This window comes from Roseomonas fluvialis, from assembly GCF_022846615.1.
GTDB lineage: Bacteria > Pseudomonadota > Alphaproteobacteria > Acetobacterales > Acetobacteraceae > Neoroseomonas > Neoroseomonas fluvialis.
On the sequence record NZ_AP025637.1, the window covers coordinates 1,413,267 to 1,430,312 of the forward strand.

Sequence of the window (17,046 nt, forward strand, 5' to 3'; positions counted from 1 at the left end):
GGGGGCATACGTGCCCCCGGACCCGCGTGAACGGAAGGGCCGGTGTGGTGGAGGGGCTCTACGGTGGGCCTTGCGGGACCGCCGTTCCACGCCCCTCCACCAAACCGGCCCTTTGACCCAGGGTCTGGGAGGCGGTTGCCTCCCAGCGGGGGGGCCGGGGGGCTGGCCCCCCGCCTTGCGCCTGTCGCGTCCGGTCTCACCGCGGCTGTTCCTCGGCGATCGCGGCGATGGTGCGGGTCAGGATCTTGATTTCGTTGCGCAGTTCCGCGGTGGCCTGGGTGCGGCCCTGGGCCAGGTCTTCCGCGAGCCGCACCAGGTGGATGTCGAGGTTGCGGATGTGGCTGCGGGTGGCGTCGTCGATCGCTTGGCTGTCCGCCAGGCGCGTCAGTGCCGGGGCAATGCCGGCCTGTCCTTCCGCCACGCGCAGCATAAGGGCGTTGTTGGCGCGCATCTGTTCGGTGAGCACCGTCAGGCGTTCCGTCAGCGTGACCAGCGCGCGCGACGTCTCGGCGCGCCCTTCCTCGCCCCGCGCCAGGATCGCCTGCAGCCCGTCCAGGTTTTCCGCCGTCTGTTCCAGCAGGGCGTTGACGTAGGCGGGGATGGATCCCTCGCCGTCCTGCCCCGACGGCCCGGAGGACAGCCGCGTCAGCCCCGCCAGCCATTCCTCGAGTTCATTGGTGAAGCGGTTCTGCGCCTGCCCAGCCGTGAGGTCCATGAACCCCAGCACCAGCGCCCCCGCCAGCCCCAGCATCGAGGTCGAGAACGCCGTCCCCATCCCCTCCAGCGGCCGCGCCAGCCCGGTCTTGAGCTGGTTGAACAGCGCATTCAGGTCCCCCGACCCGACCGACATCGACCCGATCACGTCCGCCACCGACCCGATGGTCAGCAGCAGCCCCCAGAAGGTGCCGAGCAGCCCCAGGAAGATCAGCAGCCCCACCATGTAGCGCGAGAGTTCCCGGCTTTCGTCCAGCCGCGACAGGATCCCGTCCATCACCGACCGCAGCGCGATCGCCGACAGCGACACCCTCTCGCTCCGCCGCGCCGAGAGCATCGACGCCATCGGCGCCAACAAGCGCGGCTGCACCGGCGCATCCGCCCCGCGCACCGACCGGAATCCCTCGATCCACGCGACCTCGTGCCGCAGCGACAGCACCTGGCGCAGGTTCCAGCCGATCCCGAACAGCAGCACCGCCAGGATGACGCTGTTCAGCACCGGGTTCGCGGCGAAGGCATGCTGCAACTGGTCGAACACCAGCACCGTCACGACCAGCACGAAGGCGAGGAACCCGACCATCCGCCACACGAACACCATGGGCTGCGTCATGCGTCGCATCCCACGCGTGGCAAGGGTGGTCGATCGGCTGGCTGCGGCATCATCGGCCCCGGACTTCCGCACTGGGGCTTGCCACGCCGGGCGGCAGCACGTCCACCCGGTCGGTCGCCGCGGGCAACCGGCCGAGCGGCCGCAGGTCGATCCGCGTCGCCGGCAACCCGCCCGCGACCAGCGCCGCCTTCACCGCCTGCGCCCGGGCCAGCGACGCCCGCCGCGCCAACGACGCATCATTCGCCGGCCCGCTCACCTGCGCCTCGATGGTGATGCGCCCGGCCGGCAGCGCCGCCAGCGCACGCCCCAGCACGGCCAGCGCCGCCGCCTGCGCCGGTTCGAGCGTGGCGGTGCCGAGCATGATCCGCACACCCCCCTCCGGCATGGCCTGCATGCCTGGCGGCAGCGGCGGCCCCGCGGCCGGCGCGCTGGGCACCAGCGCCGCCCCCTCCGTCGCCAGCCGCGGCGGGGCAGGGGGGGCGGGCGGCGGTTCGGGCGGCAGCGGTTCGGGCGCTGCCTCGGGCCGCGCCGCCGGCGCCTCCTGGGCCCGCAGCGCGCCAGGCGCCGCCAGCAGCACCAGCGCCAGCGCGCCCGCGGCCACCCCGCAGCGCATCATCCGGCCTGGTGCGCCTTCACGGCGGCGATGCCCTCCGCCACCACCTCCCGCAACTTCGGCTGCAGCGCCTGGTTGCCGGCGACGACCAACCCGGTCTCATACGCATCCCCGCCATCGGGGCAGGTCACGAAGCCGCCGGCCTCGCGCACCATCACGATCCCCGCCGCCATGTCCCACTTCTTGAGCCCCAGCTCCCAGAAGCCGTCGTAACGCCCCGCCGCCACCCAGGCGAGGTCGAGCGCCGCCGCGCCGAAGCGCCGCACACCCGCCACCTGCGGCATGACGCGGTGAAGAATGGACGAAAACTCCGCCTTGCGCGGCACGCCGGCGAAGGGAATGCCGGTGGCGAACACCGCCTCGCGGATGTCGCGCCGGGCCGAAACCCGCAGCCGCTTGTCGTTCAGGAAGGCACCGACACCCTTCTCCGCCCAGAACAGCTCGTCCGAGGCCGGGTTGTAGATGACCCCGGCCATGATCTCGGTGCGGTCGGCATCGATGCGCTTCTCGATGCCCACGCTGATCGCCCAATGCGGAATGCCATGCAGGAAGTTGGTCGTGCCATCGAGCGGATCGACCACCCAGCGCCACTCCCACGTCTCGTCGCCCGACGCGCCCGATTCCTCCATCAGGAAGGCAAAGGACGGGCGCGCCTTCGACAGCTCCTCCTTCAGCGTCTGCTCGGCCCGCAGGTCGGCGGAGGAGACGAAGTCCGACGGACCCTTCACGGAGACCTGGAGCTGCTCGACCTCCCCGAAGTCGCGCAACAGGCGGCGGCCGGCCTTGCGGACGGCGGAGGTGACGACCTGCATGGCAGGAGATAAGCGCTGGGACATGGGCGCGACGTAGCGGAAGGGACACCAGGGGGCCAGCCCCCTGGACCCCCGCTGGGGGCATGCGTGCCCCCAGACCCGCGGGAACGTGGGCGACCGGAGGAGGGCAGCTATCGGCGCCGCTCGCGCACCAGCGCGTCGAGCACCTCCCGCTGCTCGCGGGTCAGGCCGCCACTGATGCGTGCGCCGCCAAGAATGATCGGCGGACCGCCGGACCCGACAGCGACATTCTGCGGCCGAAGCGTGCCCAGTGTCTCAGGCGGGTTGCACGCCGCGCTCGTGAGCAGGATCGCGATCTGGTTGCCGCGCGATGCCGTCTGCGTCTGCTCCGTTGTCGCGGTGAGACCCAGGGCACCCTGGACGATGCGCGCGGGCGGCGTGACATTCGCATCGAGAACGATTTCGCGCCGATCCGTCCCGCCGGCAGTGATGTTGAAGGTCACGGTGACGGTGCAGGGATAAAGCCCGATCGGCTGGCCCGTCGCCGCCGAAACCTCCTGGGCGGCGCGGAACGCGCGGACCACGCTCACCATCGCACCCTCAAGCCGGATGTCGGTGGGCTCGGGCACCACGCGATCGGCAGCGCCCGTGCATCCCGCCATCGCCGCCAGGCTCACGACCCACAAGCCACGCACCATAGCCTTGCCCTCCCGGATCGAATTGAGGCGGGAAGGTTGGCGGGGAGCGCAAGAGCGCGCCAGAAAAATCTACCATCTGGCGAAACGCTCGGCCGCGAATACGCGCGGCCGGGCGTGACGCGTGCGGCTACTTCGCGCGTTCGTAGTAGGTGCCGTCCGCGGTCTTCACCACGATCTTCTCCCCTGCCGTGATGAAGGGCGGCACCATGACCTTCACGCCGTTCGACATGACGGCGGGCTTGTAGGAGGAGGAGGCGGTCTGGCCCTTCACGACCGGATCGGCCTCGATCACTTCCAGCACGATGGTCTCGGGCAGGTCCATCGAGACGGGTTCGCCTTCGATGAGCTTGACGTTGACGGTCATGTTCTCCTGCAGGAAGGGCAGGCGGTCGCCCAGGATGTCCTTGGGCACGATGGTCTGTTCGTAGGTGGACGGGTCCATCAGGACCAAATTGTCCTCGTCGGCGTAGGAGTAGGTGAATTCCTTGTCCTCGGTCATCAGGCGTTCGACCGTGTCGGCGGTGCGCCAGCGCTGGTCCTTCTTGGCGCCGGACTTCACGTTGCGCATTTCGACCTGGATGACCGCGGCGCCCTTGCCGGGGATCATGATGTTCTGCTTGAGGATGGTGTAGCGAGCCCCTTCGAACTCGATGACCATGCCGGCACGCATTTGGTTGGCTTGCATCTTTGCCATGGGAGTGTCCCTAGGGGGTATTGAGGTCGTTCGCACTGACCGCGGGGCGTCGTAATATCTGCGGGCGCAAGCCCAGACAACCGTGTCGGGAGCAAATGCGCGCCGCTGCGGCGCTAACCCCCTATCTGGCGCTGCCCGACGGTGGTGGGCCGAACAGCTGGTACAGGGCGTGCCCTGACGGGTCTCTCAACATCAGAACCCTATCCTTAAGGGATTTTACTTTTGGGGCTTCTGAAATCGCGATGCGGCCTTCAGAAATTTGGTAATCGTATATCTCTACAATCGAGATACAGTCTTCTGCTTTTATTATGTTAGCGCTCAGCAATGAGCCAAGAATAGCAGATATTTTCTCGATATTCATAGAGGGTCCGATACTTGAAAGTCGCTCCACGAGAAAAAACAACTCAACATTAGTTAGTTGTCGTCGACGTGCCTCATTTACAAAAATCTGTGGGAAAAAATATTGAAATGCCTTATCTACACCGACGACATTTTTCGAGAAGCGAACTGAAACTAGATAATAGTCTAATATCTGCTTCTTTTCAAAGGCACGCTCAGCCCACAAACTGAATAGAAGCTCGGCAATCTTGCGGCGATACTTCTTTCGATAAGAAATAAAAAAATTTGATCGAACAAATTGTTGAGTTATTGTTGATCCTCCGCTTAGTTTCTTGCTGCGGGCGTAGCGAATTATCGGCGCGACAAGCGTGCGGATGGAGAATCCTCTGTGACTGAAGAATGATCTGTCCTCAACGTGCGTCAAGATCGGATAGAATTGCTCTAAAGGCAATCCGATGCGGCGCGACTCTTCGACAGCTAGCTTTATCCGATACAGTACATATGGCCAATTAGATTTGATCTGAAACCTCATCAAAGCAGACGCTGCGGCCGCTAAAGACCAAAATATATTCTCGTTAGATTCGTACAGTTTGGCGCGAAATGCGCCAACCACAAGGACAAAACTCAATATTCCAGCGAGTATAGGTGTCATAGATATTTGAAAAAATGGAACATTAGTCAAATTAACGATAGATTTAATGCTATTCGCATCAGTGTAAATAAACGAAATGAACCTTGAAAATAAAATAACTGATAAAAGTGCGGAAAATATTCCGATTATGTAGGCAGGAAGTATTTTATAGGACAGCCAACCGTCAAACATTCGAATTTGAAATGGCTCGTCGGCGCCCTCCACTCGATTAGACGGAAGTACCATATCGACTGATCCATAGCTAATGCCGAGCATTCTACGCAGAACAATAACCTTTCGTGCGGCGTGAACGACGGCTGCGGTCTTGTCCGCAAAATATGTTGCAGCGAGCATAGATAAGATTATTATAAGTAGCCATCCGATGTATAAGACAGTTCTATCACCAAAAATAACCCCGACTGCTGTAAATATTTCTGAATTTGCCTGCGATAGTGCGGCAAATAAGATGCCTGCGCCGCCAATAAAAAAGCCAGTTGAGGCAGCGAATATACGCTCATCATTCTCCAAAATCTTTACAGCGGCCTCATATTCTTTGAGGGCGGCCTCGCTGCTTCCTGCACGGAAGCGATATGTAGGAAAATACTGTTCGTGGGGAATCGTGTCGGGCGGGTTCATGAGCCGTAAAATATGCGGGCTGGGCTTTGGTGTTGTCTAGAATCGTTCGGGTCGCGGGAAAAAGGGGCATGCGACAGCGACTTTATGGGCAATTAGCTCGAACTCGGGACCATAGGCGCATCCCCCCCGGTCGGCGCCGTCAGGTCGAGGTCAGGCGGCACGATCACGCTGCCCCGCAGGAACCCGTGCAGGTCCCCGGCCTCGGTCGCCGGCGGCTTCGTCACCACCGCCACCACCTTCCCCCGCTTGGTGACTTCCAGCCGCGCGATGGTGCCGGTGTTCACCTGATCGAGCAGGTCGAGGCACTTGGCCTTGAATTCCGTCGCGTTCACTTCGCGCACATCGTCCATGACCACATCTCCTGACCAGTCACCCATACCGGCCATATAAGGACCCGCCCTCTGGCCTGCACCGGCGGGGGCTTGGGGGCGGAGCCCCCATTCTCCTGGACTTTCGCTCCCCTGGATGCTTACCTAGGAATTCAGTCCGCCTCGGCGGCCTGCCGCTCTTTGAAGCTGCGCATCCGTCCTCCCAGCCCATCCTCCGGGCCGCACGCGCCTGCGGCGTCCCCCGCCCCTTTGTCCGAAACCGACACCCGTGCCTCGCCGGACCATTTGTCCGAAACCGACACTCTTTGTCCCGGGCCGACCATTTGTCCGAAACCGACAGGTCTCGCGCTTCCGGCCGCGCTACGCGGAAACCGGCTTCTTCCCGCCCCCATTCTCGCTCTCCCGCACGAACACCGGCACCGCGAACCCCGGCACCTTCCCCCGCAGCCCCTCGACCAGCGCCACCCCCTTGGCATCCGGCACCGAGAACCTGCCCACCCCCGGCGCCGGGTCCAGCGCATGCAGGTAGTATGGCCGCACCCGCGCGCGGACCATTGCCCGCACCAGGTCTTCCAGCGCGCCGCCCGAGTCATTCACCCCGCGCAGCAGCACGCTCTGCCCCAGCAGCACCACCCCCGCATCGGCCAGCCGCGCCAGGGCCTCCAGCGCCGGCCCCGCGAACTCCCGTGCATGGTTCGCATGCACCGCCACGAACACCGGCTTGCCCGCCCCGCGCAGAGCCGCCACCAGCGCGCCGTCCACCCGCCCGGGGTCGGCCACCGGCACCCGCGTATGCACCCGCAGAGTCTCGATATGCGGCACCGCCCCCAGTCGGGCCAGGATCGCCCCCAGCCGCCGGGCGCTCAGCATGAAGGGGTCGCCGCCGGTCAGCACCGCCTCGCGCACCGCCGGCGTGCCCTCGAACCAGGCCAGCGCGGCGTCCAGCTCGGCCTCGGTCAGCACGCCGCCATCCGGCCCCACCACCTCGCGCCGGAAGCAGAACCGGCAATAGACCGGGCAGGCCAGCAGCGGCTTCAGCAGTGCGCGGTCCGGGTAGCGGTGCACCACGCCGCGCACCGGCGTGAACGGCCCATCCGCGGTGGGGTCATCCAGCTCGCCGGGCGCGGTCACCAGCTCGGCCGGGTCCGGGATGTATTGCAGCCCGATCGGGTCGCTGGCGTCCCCGATCAGCCCCGCCACATGCGGCGTGATGGCCACGGCATAGCGCGCCGCCACCTGCGCCGCATCGGCCTCGGCCCCGGGCGGGATCAGCCCGGCCGCGACAAGCCCGCGCGCGTCGCGGATGCTGCGTCCCTGGCGTGTGGTGGTCCCGTCCGGCATGGTCGCGGCGGTTACCGGAAGGCCCCGCCGCGCACAATGGACAAAGCCCCCTGGCACCCCGACCGCCTGGCGGCGCGGCTGCCCTTCCTGGCCGCCCGCGCCCGCCTCACCGCCGCCACCCGCGCCTTCTTCACCGGGCGCGGCTACACCGAGGTCGAGACCCCCGCCCTGGTCGAAGCCCCCGGCGCCGAGGTCCATATCCGCGCCTTCGCCACCCGCTACGACGCGCATCTGGGGGCCGGCGCGTCGCGCCCGCTCTGGCTGCGCACCTCGCCCGAACTCGCCATCAAGAGGCTGCTGGCCGGTGGCGCCGGCCCGGTCTTCGAACTGGCCCGCGTCTGGCGCAACGGCGAGCAATCCGCCCGCCACGCCCCAGAATTCACCATGCTGGAATGGTACCGCCCCGGCCTGTCCTTCGAAGGCCTGATGGAGGAAGCAGAGGCCTTCCTCCGCACCGTCTGCCCCCACGTGGTCGAACACGATGGCGTGCGCACCGACCTCCGCCAGCCCTTCGAACGCCTGACCATGGCCGACGCCTTCGCCCGCCACTGCAACGGCCTGGATATCCTCGCCACCGAAGGCGACGCGGCTCGCCTGCACGAAGCCGCCGCCCGCGCCGGCTTCCCTCCGCGCCCCGATGAATCCTGGGAAGACCTGTTCTTCCGGCTGCTGCTGGAGCGCATCGAACCCGCCATCGGCCGCGACCGCGCCACCTTCCTCACGCACTGGCCCGCGCCCCAGGCGGCCCTGGCGCGGCGCGACCCCGCCGACCCGCGCGCCGCCTTGCGCTTCGAACTGTTTGCCGCCGGCCTCGAACTCGCCAACGCGTTCGACGAACTGACCGACCCTGGCGAACAGCGCGTACGGTTCCACGAAGCCAACGAAGACCGCCGCCGCATCACCGGCGACCCCGGCTGGGACATCGATGAAGATTTCATCGCGGCCCTCGCCCATGGCCTGCCGCCCACCGCCGGCATCGCGCTGGGCTTCGACCGCCTGGCCATGCTGGCCGCCGGCGCCCGCAGCATTGACGACGTGCTGTGGCTGCCCATGGCTTGACCCGCCGCACCTGCGTCGCGTCTATACGCCCGCGCGGAGACAAGCACGGGACGCATGGCGATCGGATCCAGAATGAGCCGGGAAAGGCGCCGCCGCCGCGGGCAGTTCGCCCTGCGCGCGACGAAGTGGCTGGTGGTGGCCGGCGTCCTGACAGGGCTCGGCGTGGTGGCCTACCAGAGCGGCCTCGAACTCGCCGGCACCGAGGTGACGCGCCTCGAAACCCGCCTGGATGAGGTGGCGACCGAGGCGCGCGACCTGCATCTGCGCAATTCCCGGCTTGAGGCGGACCTGCGTCAGGCGCGCGAGGCCAACGTCGCGCTGCAGCGTCGCTACGACCGCGACGTGCCATCGGGTGCCTCGGCGGCGGTGTTTTCGCTGGCCCAGCAGCGCATCGCGGCCGGCATCCCGCGCGAGCGGATCGAGCAGGTGCTGCGCGACGCCGGCCCAGTGCGCCGCTGCGAAGCCCGCGGCACCTCGCGCCGCTTCGCCATCGCCTATGGCGCGCGCGTGCCGGAGAATGCCGGCATGGAACTGGCCGAGGGCCTGGTGCGCGTCGTGGTGAGCACCGCCACGCAGACCGATGACATTGCCCGCACCGCGCAGGTGGTGGTGACCGTGGCGGGGCAGGACCCCGTGACGTACACGGGCCTGCCGCAGCGCCAGGTCGTCACGCTCGGCAATGCTGAGTTAGCGCTCAGCGTGGTTTCGGAAATCCGCGGCTTCGCCACCGCATCGCTGACGAGTTGCGGCGGGTGAAGATGCGCACTGCCCTTCTGCCGCTGCTTCTGCTGGCCGCCTGCGCGCCCCCAGCCCCTCCGATGCCGCCGCCCGATGCCGCCGCCGGTCAGCGACTGGCCGAGCAGCGCTGCGCCGCCTGCCACGCCGTCGGCCGCACCGGCGCCAGTCCGCGCGCCAATGCGCCGGCGTTCCGCGACCTGCACAACCGCTATCCCGTGGACCAACTGGCCGAAGCACTGGCCGAGGGCATCGTAACCGGTCATCCGGACATGCCCGCCTTCACGTTCGACCGCGCCGAGATCGAGGCTTTCCTGGCCTACCTGCGCAGCCTGGAGCGGTAGGTCAGCCCGGCACGTCCCCGGCCAGGGTGATGCGGTGCATCTCCCGACGATGGCCGTGGTAGTCGTTGACCGGGTAGTGCTGCACCGAACGGTTGTCCCACAGCGCCAGCGACCCCGGTGCCCAGCGGAAGCGGCAGGTGAACTCGGGCTTCGTGATGTGTGCGAATAGGTAGTCGAGCAGCGGCTTCGATTCCTCCGCGCTCCAGCCCTCGAACTGCGTGGTGTGCCCCAGGTTGACGTACAGCGCGCGCCGCCCCGTCTCGGGATGCGTGCGCACCACGGGATGGGCGGCTTCCAGCACCTCGGCATTGGTCACCGCGCCGCGTTCCTTCTGCCGGTCCTCGCGCGTCTTGGACGCATCCGCCTTGCGGGATGAATTGATCGCGCGCAGCCCATCCAGCGTCGCGCGCAGCCCGGGCGAAAGCGCGTCATAGGCGGCGCGCGCATCGGCGAACAGCGTATCCCCGCCGGCGGGCGGCACCTCGCGCGCGACCAGCATGGTCGCCATCGGGGGGCGTTCCAGATACGCCGTGTCGGAATGCCAGACGCCGCCGAAATTGATGCGCTCGTGCGGTTCCTTCACCACCGGCGTGATCTGCGGAATGCCCTCGAGGCCGCGCACGAAGGGGTATTCCACCGGCGTGCCGAACTGCGTGGCGAAGTGAAGGAAGTCGCGCGGGGGCAGGTGCACGTCGCGCAGGAACAGCACCCCGTGGTCGAGCCAGATGCGCCGCAGTTCCGCCACCGTCGCGGCATCCACGACGTCGCGGAAATCGATGCCGGACACCTCCGCCCCGCAGGACCCCGAGGCCCGCGTCACGGTGATGCGCTGCGTGGTGATGGACATGGCGGCCCCTCCGTTCCGGTCAGGCTACGCCGCCGCCTGCAGGCGCGCCAGCATGGCCGGCGCGTGTTCGCGCGGCAGGGCGTAGAACACGAAGACGTAGGGGTCGGACGCCTCGAACACCGCAGGATCGGGCGAGGCGCGCTGCATCGTCGCGCGATCGAGCGCGCTCATGGGATGCCAGGCGCCGCCCAGTTCGAACAGCACGTCGTAGCCCAGCGCATCGAGGTAGGCGGGCACCGACCAGGTGCTGCCCTCGCGGTGGCGTTCCTCGACTTCCAGCGTGATGACCGGCCGGCAGCGCAGCAGCGTGGCGCGCGCGCCACGCAGGATCTCGTACTCCGCGCCCTCGGCATCGACCTTCAGGCCCGTGAGGTCCGCGATCGTGTGGTCGTCCAGCCGCTGAACGGGCACCGCGAAGCGCTGCACGTCCACGCGCGCCGACAGGTGCGCGGCGTAGTCCTTGGCGGTGCTGGCCCATTGTTCCTGCGCAACGCCATCCAGCACGGGCATCGCGAGCGTGATCTCGCCCGCCTGGTCGCCGAGCGCGGCGGCGATGCACTCCACGTTCGGATGCGCATCGCCCAGCGCTGCGCGCAGCCGCGCCATGGCCGGGGGCAGTGGTTCGAAGGCGAGCACGCGCGAGCCCGGCAGCCGCGCCAGCGGCACGGTGATCAGCCCGTCATGCGCGCCGACATCGACCAGCGTGCCCGGGCGGTGCAACCGCGTGTGGAAGGTGATCTCGTCCAATCTGGCGTGCCCCTGCATCCGATGCCTCGGCACCACCGTATCGCACCTGGAAGCCCCCCGCGACCGGGCGGCAGGAGGAACGCGCGATGCGGCGATGGATGATGGGCGCGGCGCTGGCCGCATTTGCCGGCGGCGGAGCCCTGGCGACGCAGGAGCCCGACTACAACGCCTGGCCGCTGCTGCCCGCGGTGTTCGAGAGCACCGGCGGCGGTGGCATCATGATCGGCGAATACGAACCGGTGGTGATCGAGGACCGCTGCCTGACGCGCTTCACCGCGACAACGCCGGACGGCGCAGTGTACCGCAACATCGTGCTGTTCCGCGCGGTGCCGGCGCAGGGCGGCATCCTGTGCACCGACGGCGCCTGGCGCGCGCTCGATGGCGATGCGCAGGGTACCACGCCCTTCCGGGTGTTCATCCGCGACGGGGTGCGCCGTCGCGCGCCTTAGCGCGCGCCCGTGCCAAAGCGTGCCTTAGCGCAGATCCCGATCAGATGAACGCATCTGATCGGGGGAAGATGCTTGCGAAGACAAATGCCGAGGCGAGCCGAAAGGGCTCTAGCGCGCGCCCCTCGCACCGCGCGCCGTGAACGCCCTCGCCACGCCCGGGCGCTTGCGCGATGATGCGCGCGACCCACGGGAGGGCCGCCATGCATCTGACGCAGCTGATCTATACCTCGCGCCCCTTCGGCTTCGACGAGAGCGTGCTCGACAACATCCTGCTGAGCGCGCGCGCCAACAACGGCCGCCGCGACATCACCGGTGCGTTGATCTGCCGCGCCGACCTGTTCATGCAGTTGCTGGAGGGCGAGCGCGAGGCGGTGACCGCCACACTCGCGCGTATCCTGCAGGACGACCGGCACGTGGACGTGGCGGTGGTGCATTGCGGCGATGCGCCCGAGCGCCTGTTCCCTACCTGGACCATGCGCGACGACCCGCCGCAATCCTGGATGTGGACGCAGGACGAGGTGCGCGCCGGCGCGGCCCGCAACGCAACGGCCGCCGAGGTGCTGGCGATCTTCCGTCGGCTCGCCGCGCAGCCCCGCGCTGCGTGACGTCAGCCTGCCAGGCGCTGCGAGAACCGCACCAGGTAGCCGTCCGGATCCTGCACGATGAACTGCCGCACCCGCGCCGCGGCCGCGCCGATTCGGTAGGATTTTTCTTCCGCCGCCAGGAATAGCGGCCAGCCGGCGGCGGCGCAGGCGGACAGCAGCGGGTCCACGGCATCGACCGCGATTTCGAGGTTCATGCCCCGGCCGAAAGGGCGTTCCAGCGGCGCGGCCACCCAGTCCCGCGTGGTGCCCAGCCGGTCGAGCATGAGACGCGCGCCGTCGCGCTCGATGCAGGCGAAGCCATCCTCGGGGCGGTCGTAGAGCACCGCGAAGCCGCAGATGTCGCGCCAGAAGCGCAGGCTCGCATCAAGGTCCGTGACCAGCAGTTCGGGCACCAGCACCGGGCGCGTCATGCCGCGTCAATGGCCGCGTTCATGGCGCGCACGCCCGCGGGGGCACCGTCGGGGTGGTTCCACACGGCGCCGACCACCGCCAGGAAATCCGCCCCTGCGCGCACCAGCGGGGCGCAGTTCTGTGCCATGATGCCGCCGATCGCCACACACGGGATCTCCATCATCTCGGACCACCATTCCAGCAGGTCGGTTCCGGCAGTGTGCACCGTCTCCTTCGTGTCGGTGGGAAAGAACGCGCCGAAGGCAACGTAGTCGGCACCCTGTTCGCCGGCCGTCATAGCGAGGTGGCGCGAGGCATGGCAGGTGATGCCGAGGATCTTTCCATCCAGCAGCATCCGGGCCCCGGCATGGTCGCCGTCGGATTGCCCGAGATGCGCGCCGTCGCAGCCCAGGCGATGCGCCAGGATGGCGTCGTCGTTCAGGATGAAGGCGACATCGTGGGCATGGGCCACGGGCATCAGCGCGTCCACGGCGCGCTTCACGTCATCGGGCGACGCATCCTTCAGGCGCAGCTGCAGGCAGGCGACGTCGCCGGCGTCCAGCGCGGCGGCCAGCGTCTCGCGGAAGGCGACGGGATCGAGCTTCGGCGGGGTGATCAGATAGAGCCGGGACCCGCCGCTACCGCCATCGCCCTTCGTCATGCACGCTCCCTTCCTGCGGCGTCGCCTCGGCGCCGCTCCGCTTTCTGGCCGAGCGACCCGGCCGCGTCGAGCCCCGCGCCATGCGCGCCATCGCCCGCCATCCGCGCGGCGGGCATGGTCGCCGCGCACGCCCAGCGGGCCTGCAGCGCGACCCATAGCGCCGGCACGACGACCAGTTCCATACCGAGGGCGGCCAGATGCGGCCAGGGCGGGGCGCCGTCGGCCAGCAAGCCGACCAGGCGCGCGGTGCCACCCAGCACCACCATGGCGCAGAGTGCCTCGAACACTACGCGACGCTGCGCCAGCGCGCCGGCGCACCACCACGCCAGCAGGCCCAGGCCGAGCAGCAGGCCGGAGAGGTAGCGCAGGTGGCTCGCGGTCGCCGGCCCGGCCGCCTCGCCCAGGAGGGCCGGCCCGAACAGCGCGCCACCGCCGCCCGCGACGATCGGCACCAGGGCGGCCAGGCGGATGGCGATGGGGAGCATGCCAACGCTACGCGCGCGGCGGAGCAACGGATGCAGGGCGCCATGTGCGGGATCAGGGCGCGGCGCGGCCGGTCGGGAAGATCTGCTCCAGGATGGCGGTGATGGTCGGCAGGCGCGCCCGTGCGTCCGCGGCATCGGCCGCGCTACCCACGGCATCGCCGAGTCGTGCACGCACCAGGGCGCGAAGCTGCAGGGCGTGGGGGTTGTCAGGGTTGCGCCGCACGGCCTAGTTGGCGTCCTCGGCCGCGGCTTGCGCATCGCCGTCGAGCAGCGCCAGCCCGGCGCGGGCCGTGTGCGGCCAGGGATTGTCGTGGGCCGCGGCTTCGATCGCTGCGGCGCAATCCGCCTGCGCCTGCACTCTTTCCCGAATCCTGTGGCGGACGATGCAGCGATTGGCCGGGGCGTGGGCGTTGCGAGGGTTGAGCCGTAGTGCCTGGTCGTAGTCGGCGATCGCGCCGTTCAGGTCGCCCTGTGCACGGCGCTGGTTGCCGCGGTTGTTGTAGGCGTCGCGGCTGCGCGGGTCGAAGTGGATGGCGGCATCGTAGTCGACCATGGCGCCGATCCGGTCGCCGAGGTCGCTGCGGACCGTGCCGCGGCCATTCAACGCGATGGCATTGGTCGGGTCGATCCTGACCGCCTCGTCGTAGTCGCGCAGCGCGTCCTGGTGCCGGTGCAGCACCTGCGCGAGGTAGTAGCCGCGATTGGCGAGCGCGATCGAGATGTTGCGTGGTTCGAGCATGCTCGAGCGGACCAGCCAGGTACACCCGGCGATGGCGCGCTCCACAGGCGTGGTCGGGTCGCGCCGCGCGCACCAGGCTGCGGCCTCGGCGAAGCCCGATTGCGCCCGGGCGGGCAGCTGTTGGGTCAGGATCGCCGCCAGGACGACGCATGGAAGGCGCGCGGCACTGCGTGGTGGCATGGCGTGTCGCACCGGGCAGGCGCGGCGGGGGCGCGTGTGGCGCCCCCGCCGTGGCATCACGCCTTGGTCTTGTAGACCTCGATCATCGCGGCCAGCAGCTTCAGCGCATCCTCCTTGGGCCGCTGGAAGGCGTTGCGGCCGACGATGGAGCCATTGCCGCCGCCGGCATGGATCGCCTTCGCCTCGGCCAACAGCGCGTCGGTGCCCTTCGCTTCGCCGCCCGAGAAGACCACCAGCCGCCGCCCGTTGAAACAGGTCTGCACGATGTGGCGGATGCGCGCGGCCATGTCGGAACCGTCGATCTTGCGGTCGATGTAGACCTTCTTGGCCGCCTCCAGCGACAGCGGCTCCATCGGCGGCTTCACCTTGATGATGTGCGCGCCCATGAGCGCGGCCATGTGCGCGGCATAGGCGCAGATGTCGAAGGCGGTCTCGCCCACCTTGTCGAGCATCGGGCCGCGCGGATAGGACCACACGACGACGGCGAGGCCGGCGGCCTTCGCTTCCTCGGCCAGTTCGCGCAGCTCCTCCATCATCTCGAACTGGTATTCGCTGCCCGGGTAGATGGTGAAGCCGATCGCCGAGCAGCCGAGGCGCAGCGCGTCGGATACGCTGCCGGTCACCGCCTGGTCCTTGGTGGTGGACAGGCTGTTCGACGAATTCACCTTGAGGATGGTCGGGATGGCGCCCGCGAAGGTGGCCGCACCCGCCTCGATCATGCCGAGCGGCGCGGCGTAGGCGTTCAGCCCCGCCTCGATCGCCAGTTCGAAGTGGTAGTGCGGGTCATAGGCGGCGGGGTTCGGCGCGAAGGACCGCGCCGGGCCGTGCTCGAAGCCCTGGTCGACTGGCAGGATCACCATGCGGCCGGTGCCCCCCAGCTTCCCCTCCATCAGGATGCGGGCGAGGTTCGCCTTGGTCCCGGGATTGTCGCTCTCGTACCAGGAGAGGATTTCCTTCACGCGGCGGGTCAGCTTCATCGGGCGTCCTTCCTTCGGTTCGTGATCGGGCCGGCGCGCGATAGCGCAGGGCGCGCGGCCTGTCACGCCATCGGCGATGTGGCGCCCGGCTGTGGCGCTTCCAAGGCAAGCCAGGCGGAAAGCCGGGCGAGGTCGTCGCGCCGCTGCAGGTCGAGCCGGCCGAGGTCGAGGCTGGGCGGGCGTTCGGGCAGCAGCCGCGCCCCGCATCCGGCTGCCGCGGCCGCGACCGCGGCGAAGGACGGGCAGCCGCCCTGCAGCACCACCAGCCGGGCGCCCGCGCGCAATGCGGCAAGGGCGGCGCCGGGCGCGTCGGCGCAGTCGATCGCCCCCTGGTGCGGCACGCCCGGCCTGGCGGCGGCCGCGACCACGCCCAGGAACCAGGCGGCCCCGGCGAAGGCCCCCGCGCCGGGTGCGGAGAGCAGCAGCACCCCGCGCGGCCCCGCCGCGGCCAGTGCCGCGCGCGCGCCGGCCAGGCCATGCACCGTCACCGCCGGAGGCAAGCTCACACGCGCCGTCACCGTTGACCCCGAGGCCCCTCTCTGCCAAGGCTTCCGATAGGCCGGCGGGGCAACGCCGGGCAAGCAATCCGTGGCTTCCAGGGGACCGATGAACGACGCGGCAGGGGATCCGGTGACTGAGGCGACCGCCCGGCTGGAAGCCGCGGTGGAACGCCTTTCGCGCGCGCTTGCGGCCCGTCCGGCGCCAGCCGCGACCGGGGAAGGTGCGGACCGCGAGGCGGTGGCCGCGCTTGCCGCGCGCCTCGATGACACCATCGCCCGGCTGCGTGGCGTGCTGGGCGAGGACGCCTGATGGCCCAGGTCACGGTCCGCGTCGGCGGCTACTCCCACCCCGTGGCGTGCCAGGACGGCCAGGAACGGCACCTGACCAACATGGCCGCCGAGGTCGACAAGCGCATCGGCGCGCTGAAGGCCATGGGCATGCAGTTCGGGGAGACCCGGATGCTGCTGCTCGCGGCCCTGCAACTGGCCGACGAGACTGCCGACCTGACCGCTGAGAACGCCGCGCTGAAGGCCGGCGGCGCGGTCGCCGCCGTGGCGCCGGCGCCGATGGAGGGCGAGGCCGCGCCGGTGGATCCCGCGGTGCTGCGCCGGCTGCATCGCGTGGCCGAGGCGATCGAGGCCATTGCGGCGACCCTCGAGGCTCCCTAGGTTCAAAGGGTGAGGCTGGCCGGCGCGCCAGGCAATTCATCCCCGGGGCCAATGCACATCCTCCGGGAGCTGGCTCTGTTCGGATCTTGGTCCGGATACCTGGTGCCCACCTGCGACAGCAGGCCTTGGGAGGGTGAGACGCCAGCGGCCAGGGTGGCTTCACACTCTCTTTTTTTGGCCCTCAGGCGCCGGGCGCCCGCGTCCGCGGGCTTGGCTTTCGCGCCGTGCACTCGCGCGCTTTACGCGGCGGGCGGGTTGGGCGCGGTCGCGCTGTGCGCTCC

The 17,046-nt window shown here is 68.8% G+C and carries 24 protein-coding genes and 1 other RNA gene; 8 read left to right on the forward strand and 17 right to left on the reverse strand.

The features are described 5' to 3' along the window. Nucleotides 1-196 precede the first annotated feature (196 nt). From MWM08_RS06895 to MWM08_RS06930, 8 genes are all read right to left on the reverse strand, one after another. The gene (locus MWM08_RS06895; RefSeq protein ID WP_244458726.1) at nucleotides 197-1,324 is read right to left on the reverse strand and encodes a flagellar motor protein MotA; all 1,128 of its coding nucleotides are present in this window, start codon (nucleotides 1,322-1,324) and stop codon (nucleotides 197-199) included. A 49-nt stretch (nucleotides 1,325-1,373) separates the two neighbouring features. Continuing rightward, the gene (locus tag MWM08_RS06900) at nucleotides 1,374-1,940 is read right to left on the reverse strand and encodes an OmpA family protein (RefSeq protein WP_244458727.1); all 567 of its coding nucleotides are present in this window, start codon (nucleotides 1,938-1,940) and stop codon (nucleotides 1,374-1,376) included. Beyond that, a complete protein-coding gene (locus tag MWM08_RS06905; protein ID WP_341482858.1) occupies nucleotides 1,937-2,749 on the reverse strand; it encodes an inositol monophosphatase family protein in 813 nt (270 codons plus the stop codon). The genes MWM08_RS06900 and MWM08_RS06905 overlap by 4 nt, the downstream gene beginning before the upstream one ends. Before the next feature lie 131 nt (nucleotides 2,750-2,880). Then, nucleotides 2,881-3,387, reverse strand: a complete 507-nt coding sequence (locus MWM08_RS06910) for a hypothetical protein (protein WP_244458729.1) — start codon at nucleotides 3,385-3,387, stop codon at nucleotides 2,881-2,883. A 148-nt stretch (nucleotides 3,388-3,535) separates the two neighbouring features. After that, the gene (efp, locus tag MWM08_RS06915) at nucleotides 3,536-4,102 is read right to left on the reverse strand and encodes an elongation factor P (RefSeq protein ID WP_244458730.1); all 567 of its coding nucleotides are present in this window, start codon (nucleotides 4,100-4,102) and stop codon (nucleotides 3,536-3,538) included. Nucleotides 4,103-4,223: 121 nt separating this feature from the next. Further along, a complete protein-coding gene (locus tag MWM08_RS06920) occupies nucleotides 4,224-5,708 on the reverse strand; it encodes a transglycosylase domain-containing protein (protein WP_244458731.1) in 1,485 nt (494 codons plus the stop codon). Between the two features lie 92 nt (nucleotides 5,709-5,800). Continuing rightward, a complete protein-coding gene (locus tag MWM08_RS06925; RefSeq protein WP_244458732.1) occupies nucleotides 5,801-6,058 on the reverse strand; it encodes a type II toxin-antitoxin system Phd/YefM family antitoxin in 258 nt (85 codons plus the stop codon). A 339-nt stretch (nucleotides 6,059-6,397) separates the two neighbouring features. Next, on the reverse strand, nucleotides 6,398-7,378 hold the full coding sequence (locus MWM08_RS06930) for a lysine-2,3-aminomutase-like protein (protein WP_244458733.1): 981 nt from the start codon (nucleotides 7,376-7,378) through the stop codon (nucleotides 6,398-6,400). A gap of 36 nt (nucleotides 7,379-7,414) precedes the next feature. Between MWM08_RS06930 and epmA the strand changes: the two genes are divergently transcribed. The 3 genes from epmA to MWM08_RS06945 all read left to right on the forward strand — a co-directional run bounded on the left by epmA (nucleotide 7,415) and on the right by MWM08_RS06945 (nucleotide 9,516). Further along, nucleotides 7,415-8,437 carry an EF-P lysine aminoacylase EpmA gene (gene epmA / locus MWM08_RS06935; protein ID WP_244458734.1) on the forward strand — a complete coding sequence of 341 codons (1,023 nt, stop codon included), beginning with the start codon at nucleotides 7,415-7,417 and terminating at the stop codon, nucleotides 8,435-8,437. Between the two features lie 72 nt (nucleotides 8,438-8,509). After that, nucleotides 8,510-9,193 carry a hypothetical protein gene (locus MWM08_RS06940; RefSeq protein ID WP_244458735.1) on the forward strand — a complete coding sequence of 228 codons (684 nt, stop codon included), beginning with the start codon at nucleotides 8,510-8,512 and terminating at the stop codon, nucleotides 9,191-9,193. 62 nt (nucleotides 9,194-9,255) lie between these two features. Then, entirely contained in the window at nucleotides 9,256-9,516 is a 261-nt protein-coding gene (locus tag MWM08_RS06945; RefSeq protein ID WP_244458736.1) for a c-type cytochrome, read from the forward strand. A 1-nt stretch (nucleotide 9,517) separates the two neighbouring features. Here the strand turns inward: MWM08_RS06945 and MWM08_RS06950 are convergent, their stop codons facing one another. Next, nucleotides 9,518-10,363: a TauD/TfdA dioxygenase family protein gene (locus tag MWM08_RS06950; protein ID WP_244458737.1), complete on the reverse strand. Its 846-nt coding sequence runs from the start codon at nucleotides 10,361-10,363 to the stop codon at nucleotides 9,518-9,520. A gap of 24 nt (nucleotides 10,364-10,387) precedes the next feature. Then, complete coding sequence (locus MWM08_RS06955; RefSeq protein ID WP_244458738.1) at nucleotides 10,388-11,110, reverse strand: FkbM family methyltransferase; 723 nt, start codon at nucleotides 11,108-11,110, stop codon at nucleotides 10,388-10,390. An 86-nt stretch (nucleotides 11,111-11,196) separates the two neighbouring features. On the opposite strand from MWM08_RS06955, the gene MWM08_RS06960 reads away from it, so the two are divergent. Together MWM08_RS06960 and MWM08_RS06965 are read left to right on the forward strand one after the other, a co-directional pair. Beyond that, nucleotides 11,197-11,559 carry a hypothetical protein gene (locus tag MWM08_RS06960; protein WP_244458739.1) on the forward strand — a complete coding sequence of 121 codons (363 nt, stop codon included), beginning with the start codon at nucleotides 11,197-11,199 and terminating at the stop codon, nucleotides 11,557-11,559. Nucleotides 11,560-11,759: 200 nt separating this feature from the next. Beyond that, nucleotides 11,760-12,164 carry a BLUF domain-containing protein gene (locus MWM08_RS06965; protein WP_244458740.1) on the forward strand — a complete coding sequence of 135 codons (405 nt, stop codon included), beginning with the start codon at nucleotides 11,760-11,762 and terminating at the stop codon, nucleotides 12,162-12,164. 2 nt (nucleotides 12,165-12,166) lie between these two features. On the opposite strand, the gene MWM08_RS06970 is transcribed toward MWM08_RS06965, so the two are convergent. The 7 genes from MWM08_RS06970 to MWM08_RS07000 form a co-directional block, all read right to left on the reverse strand. Then, the gene (locus MWM08_RS06970; RefSeq protein ID WP_244458741.1) at nucleotides 12,167-12,574 is read right to left on the reverse strand and encodes a bleomycin resistance protein; all 408 of its coding nucleotides are present in this window, start codon (nucleotides 12,572-12,574) and stop codon (nucleotides 12,167-12,169) included. After that, nucleotides 12,571-13,215 (reverse strand): thiamine phosphate synthase, encoded by a 645-nt coding sequence (gene thiE, locus MWM08_RS06975; RefSeq protein ID WP_244458742.1) that lies wholly within the window; start codon nucleotides 13,213-13,215, stop codon nucleotides 12,571-12,573. Before thiE ends, MWM08_RS06970 begins: the two co-directional genes overlap by 4 nt. Next, entirely contained in the window at nucleotides 13,212-13,700 is a 489-nt protein-coding gene (locus MWM08_RS06980) for a DUF4345 domain-containing protein (protein WP_244458743.1), read from the reverse strand. Before MWM08_RS06980 ends, thiE begins: the two co-directional genes overlap by 4 nt. A 52-nt stretch (nucleotides 13,701-13,752) precedes the next feature. After that, nucleotides 13,753-13,923, reverse strand: a complete 171-nt coding sequence (locus MWM08_RS06985; protein ID WP_244458744.1) for a hypothetical protein — start codon at nucleotides 13,921-13,923, stop codon at nucleotides 13,753-13,755. A gap of 3 nt (nucleotides 13,924-13,926) precedes the next feature. Further along, complete coding sequence (locus tag MWM08_RS06990) at nucleotides 13,927-14,619, reverse strand: tetratricopeptide repeat protein (RefSeq protein WP_244458745.1); 693 nt, start codon at nucleotides 14,617-14,619, stop codon at nucleotides 13,927-13,929. Nucleotides 14,620-14,675: 56 nt separating this feature from the next. After that, entirely contained in the window at nucleotides 14,676-15,596 is a 921-nt protein-coding gene (locus MWM08_RS06995) for a class I fructose-bisphosphate aldolase (protein WP_244458746.1), read from the reverse strand. Nucleotides 15,597-15,658: 62 nt separating this feature from the next. Further along, nucleotides 15,659-16,102 (reverse strand): hypothetical protein, encoded by a 444-nt coding sequence (locus MWM08_RS07000; RefSeq protein ID WP_244458747.1) that lies wholly within the window; start codon nucleotides 16,100-16,102, stop codon nucleotides 15,659-15,661. A gap of 124 nt (nucleotides 16,103-16,226) precedes the next feature. Here MWM08_RS07000 and MWM08_RS07005 point away from each other — a divergent pair, with 124 nt between their 5' ends. From MWM08_RS07005 to ssrS, 3 genes are all read left to right on the forward strand, one after another. Beyond that, complete coding sequence (locus tag MWM08_RS07005) at nucleotides 16,227-16,406, forward strand: hypothetical protein (protein ID WP_244458748.1); 180 nt, start codon at nucleotides 16,227-16,229, stop codon at nucleotides 16,404-16,406. After that, a complete protein-coding gene (locus MWM08_RS07010) occupies nucleotides 16,406-16,765 on the forward strand; it encodes a cell division protein ZapA (protein WP_244458749.1) in 360 nt (119 codons plus the stop codon). Before MWM08_RS07005 ends, MWM08_RS07010 begins: the two co-directional genes overlap by 1 nt. Nucleotides 16,766-16,774: 9 nt before the next feature. Continuing rightward, nucleotides 16,775-16,929: non-coding RNA, 6S RNA (gene ssrS / locus MWM08_RS07015), on the forward strand. Nucleotides 16,930-17,046 lie beyond the last annotated feature (117 nt).

Bases quoted from the DNA above. Each gene is read 5' to 3' on its own strand.
- MWM08_RS06895 (WP_244458726.1), bottom strand. From the start codon at position 1,324: ATGACGCAGCCCATGGTGTTCGTGTGGCGGATGGTCGGGTTCCTCGCC.
- MWM08_RS06900 (WP_244458727.1), bottom strand. From the start codon at position 1,940: ATGATGCGCTGCGGGGTGGCCGCGGGCGCGCTGGCGCTGGTGCTGCTG.
- MWM08_RS06905 (WP_341482858.1), bottom strand. From the start codon at position 2,749: ATGCAGGTCGTCACCTCCGCCGTCCGCAAGGCCGGCCGCCGCCTGTTG.
- efp (WP_244458730.1), bottom strand. From the start codon at position 4,102: ATGGCAAAGATGCAAGCCAACCAAATGCGTGCCGGCATGGTCATCGAG.
- MWM08_RS06920 (WP_244458731.1), bottom strand. From the start codon at position 5,708: ATGAACCCGCCCGACACGATTCCCCACGAACAGTATTTTCCTACATAT.
- MWM08_RS06925 (WP_244458732.1), bottom strand. From the start codon at position 6,058: ATGGACGATGTGCGCGAAGTGAACGCGACGGAATTCAAGGCCAAGTGC.
- MWM08_RS06930 (WP_244458733.1), bottom strand. From the start codon at position 7,378: ATGCCGGACGGGACCACCACACGCCAGGGACGCAGCATCCGCGACGCG.
- epmA (WP_244458734.1), top strand. From the start codon at position 7,415: ATGGACAAAGCCCCCTGGCACCCCGACCGCCTGGCGGCGCGGCTGCCC.
- MWM08_RS06940 (WP_244458735.1), top strand. From the start codon at position 8,510: ATGAGCCGGGAAAGGCGCCGCCGCCGCGGGCAGTTCGCCCTGCGCGCG.
- MWM08_RS06945 (WP_244458736.1), top strand. From the start codon at position 9,256: ATGCCGCCGCCCGATGCCGCCGCCGGTCAGCGACTGGCCGAGCAGCGC.
- MWM08_RS06950 (WP_244458737.1), bottom strand. From the start codon at position 10,363: ATGTCCATCACCACGCAGCGCATCACCGTGACGCGGGCCTCGGGGTCC.
- MWM08_RS06960 (WP_244458739.1), top strand. From the start codon at position 11,197: ATGCGGCGATGGATGATGGGCGCGGCGCTGGCCGCATTTGCCGGCGGC.
- MWM08_RS06965 (WP_244458740.1), top strand. From the start codon at position 11,760: ATGCATCTGACGCAGCTGATCTATACCTCGCGCCCCTTCGGCTTCGAC.
- MWM08_RS06970 (WP_244458741.1), bottom strand. From the start codon at position 12,574: ATGACGCGCCCGGTGCTGGTGCCCGAACTGCTGGTCACGGACCTTGAT.
- thiE (WP_244458742.1), bottom strand. From the start codon at position 13,215: ATGACGAAGGGCGATGGCGGTAGCGGCGGGTCCCGGCTCTATCTGATC.
- MWM08_RS06980 (WP_244458743.1), bottom strand. From the start codon at position 13,700: ATGCTCCCCATCGCCATCCGCCTGGCCGCCCTGGTGCCGATCGTCGCG.
- MWM08_RS06990 (WP_244458745.1), bottom strand. From the start codon at position 14,619: ATGCCACCACGCAGTGCCGCGCGCCTTCCATGCGTCGTCCTGGCGGCG.
- MWM08_RS06995 (WP_244458746.1), bottom strand. From the start codon at position 15,596: ATGAAGCTGACCCGCCGCGTGAAGGAAATCCTCTCCTGGTACGAGAGC.
- MWM08_RS07010 (WP_244458749.1), top strand. From the start codon at position 16,406: ATGGCCCAGGTCACGGTCCGCGTCGGCGGCTACTCCCACCCCGTGGCG.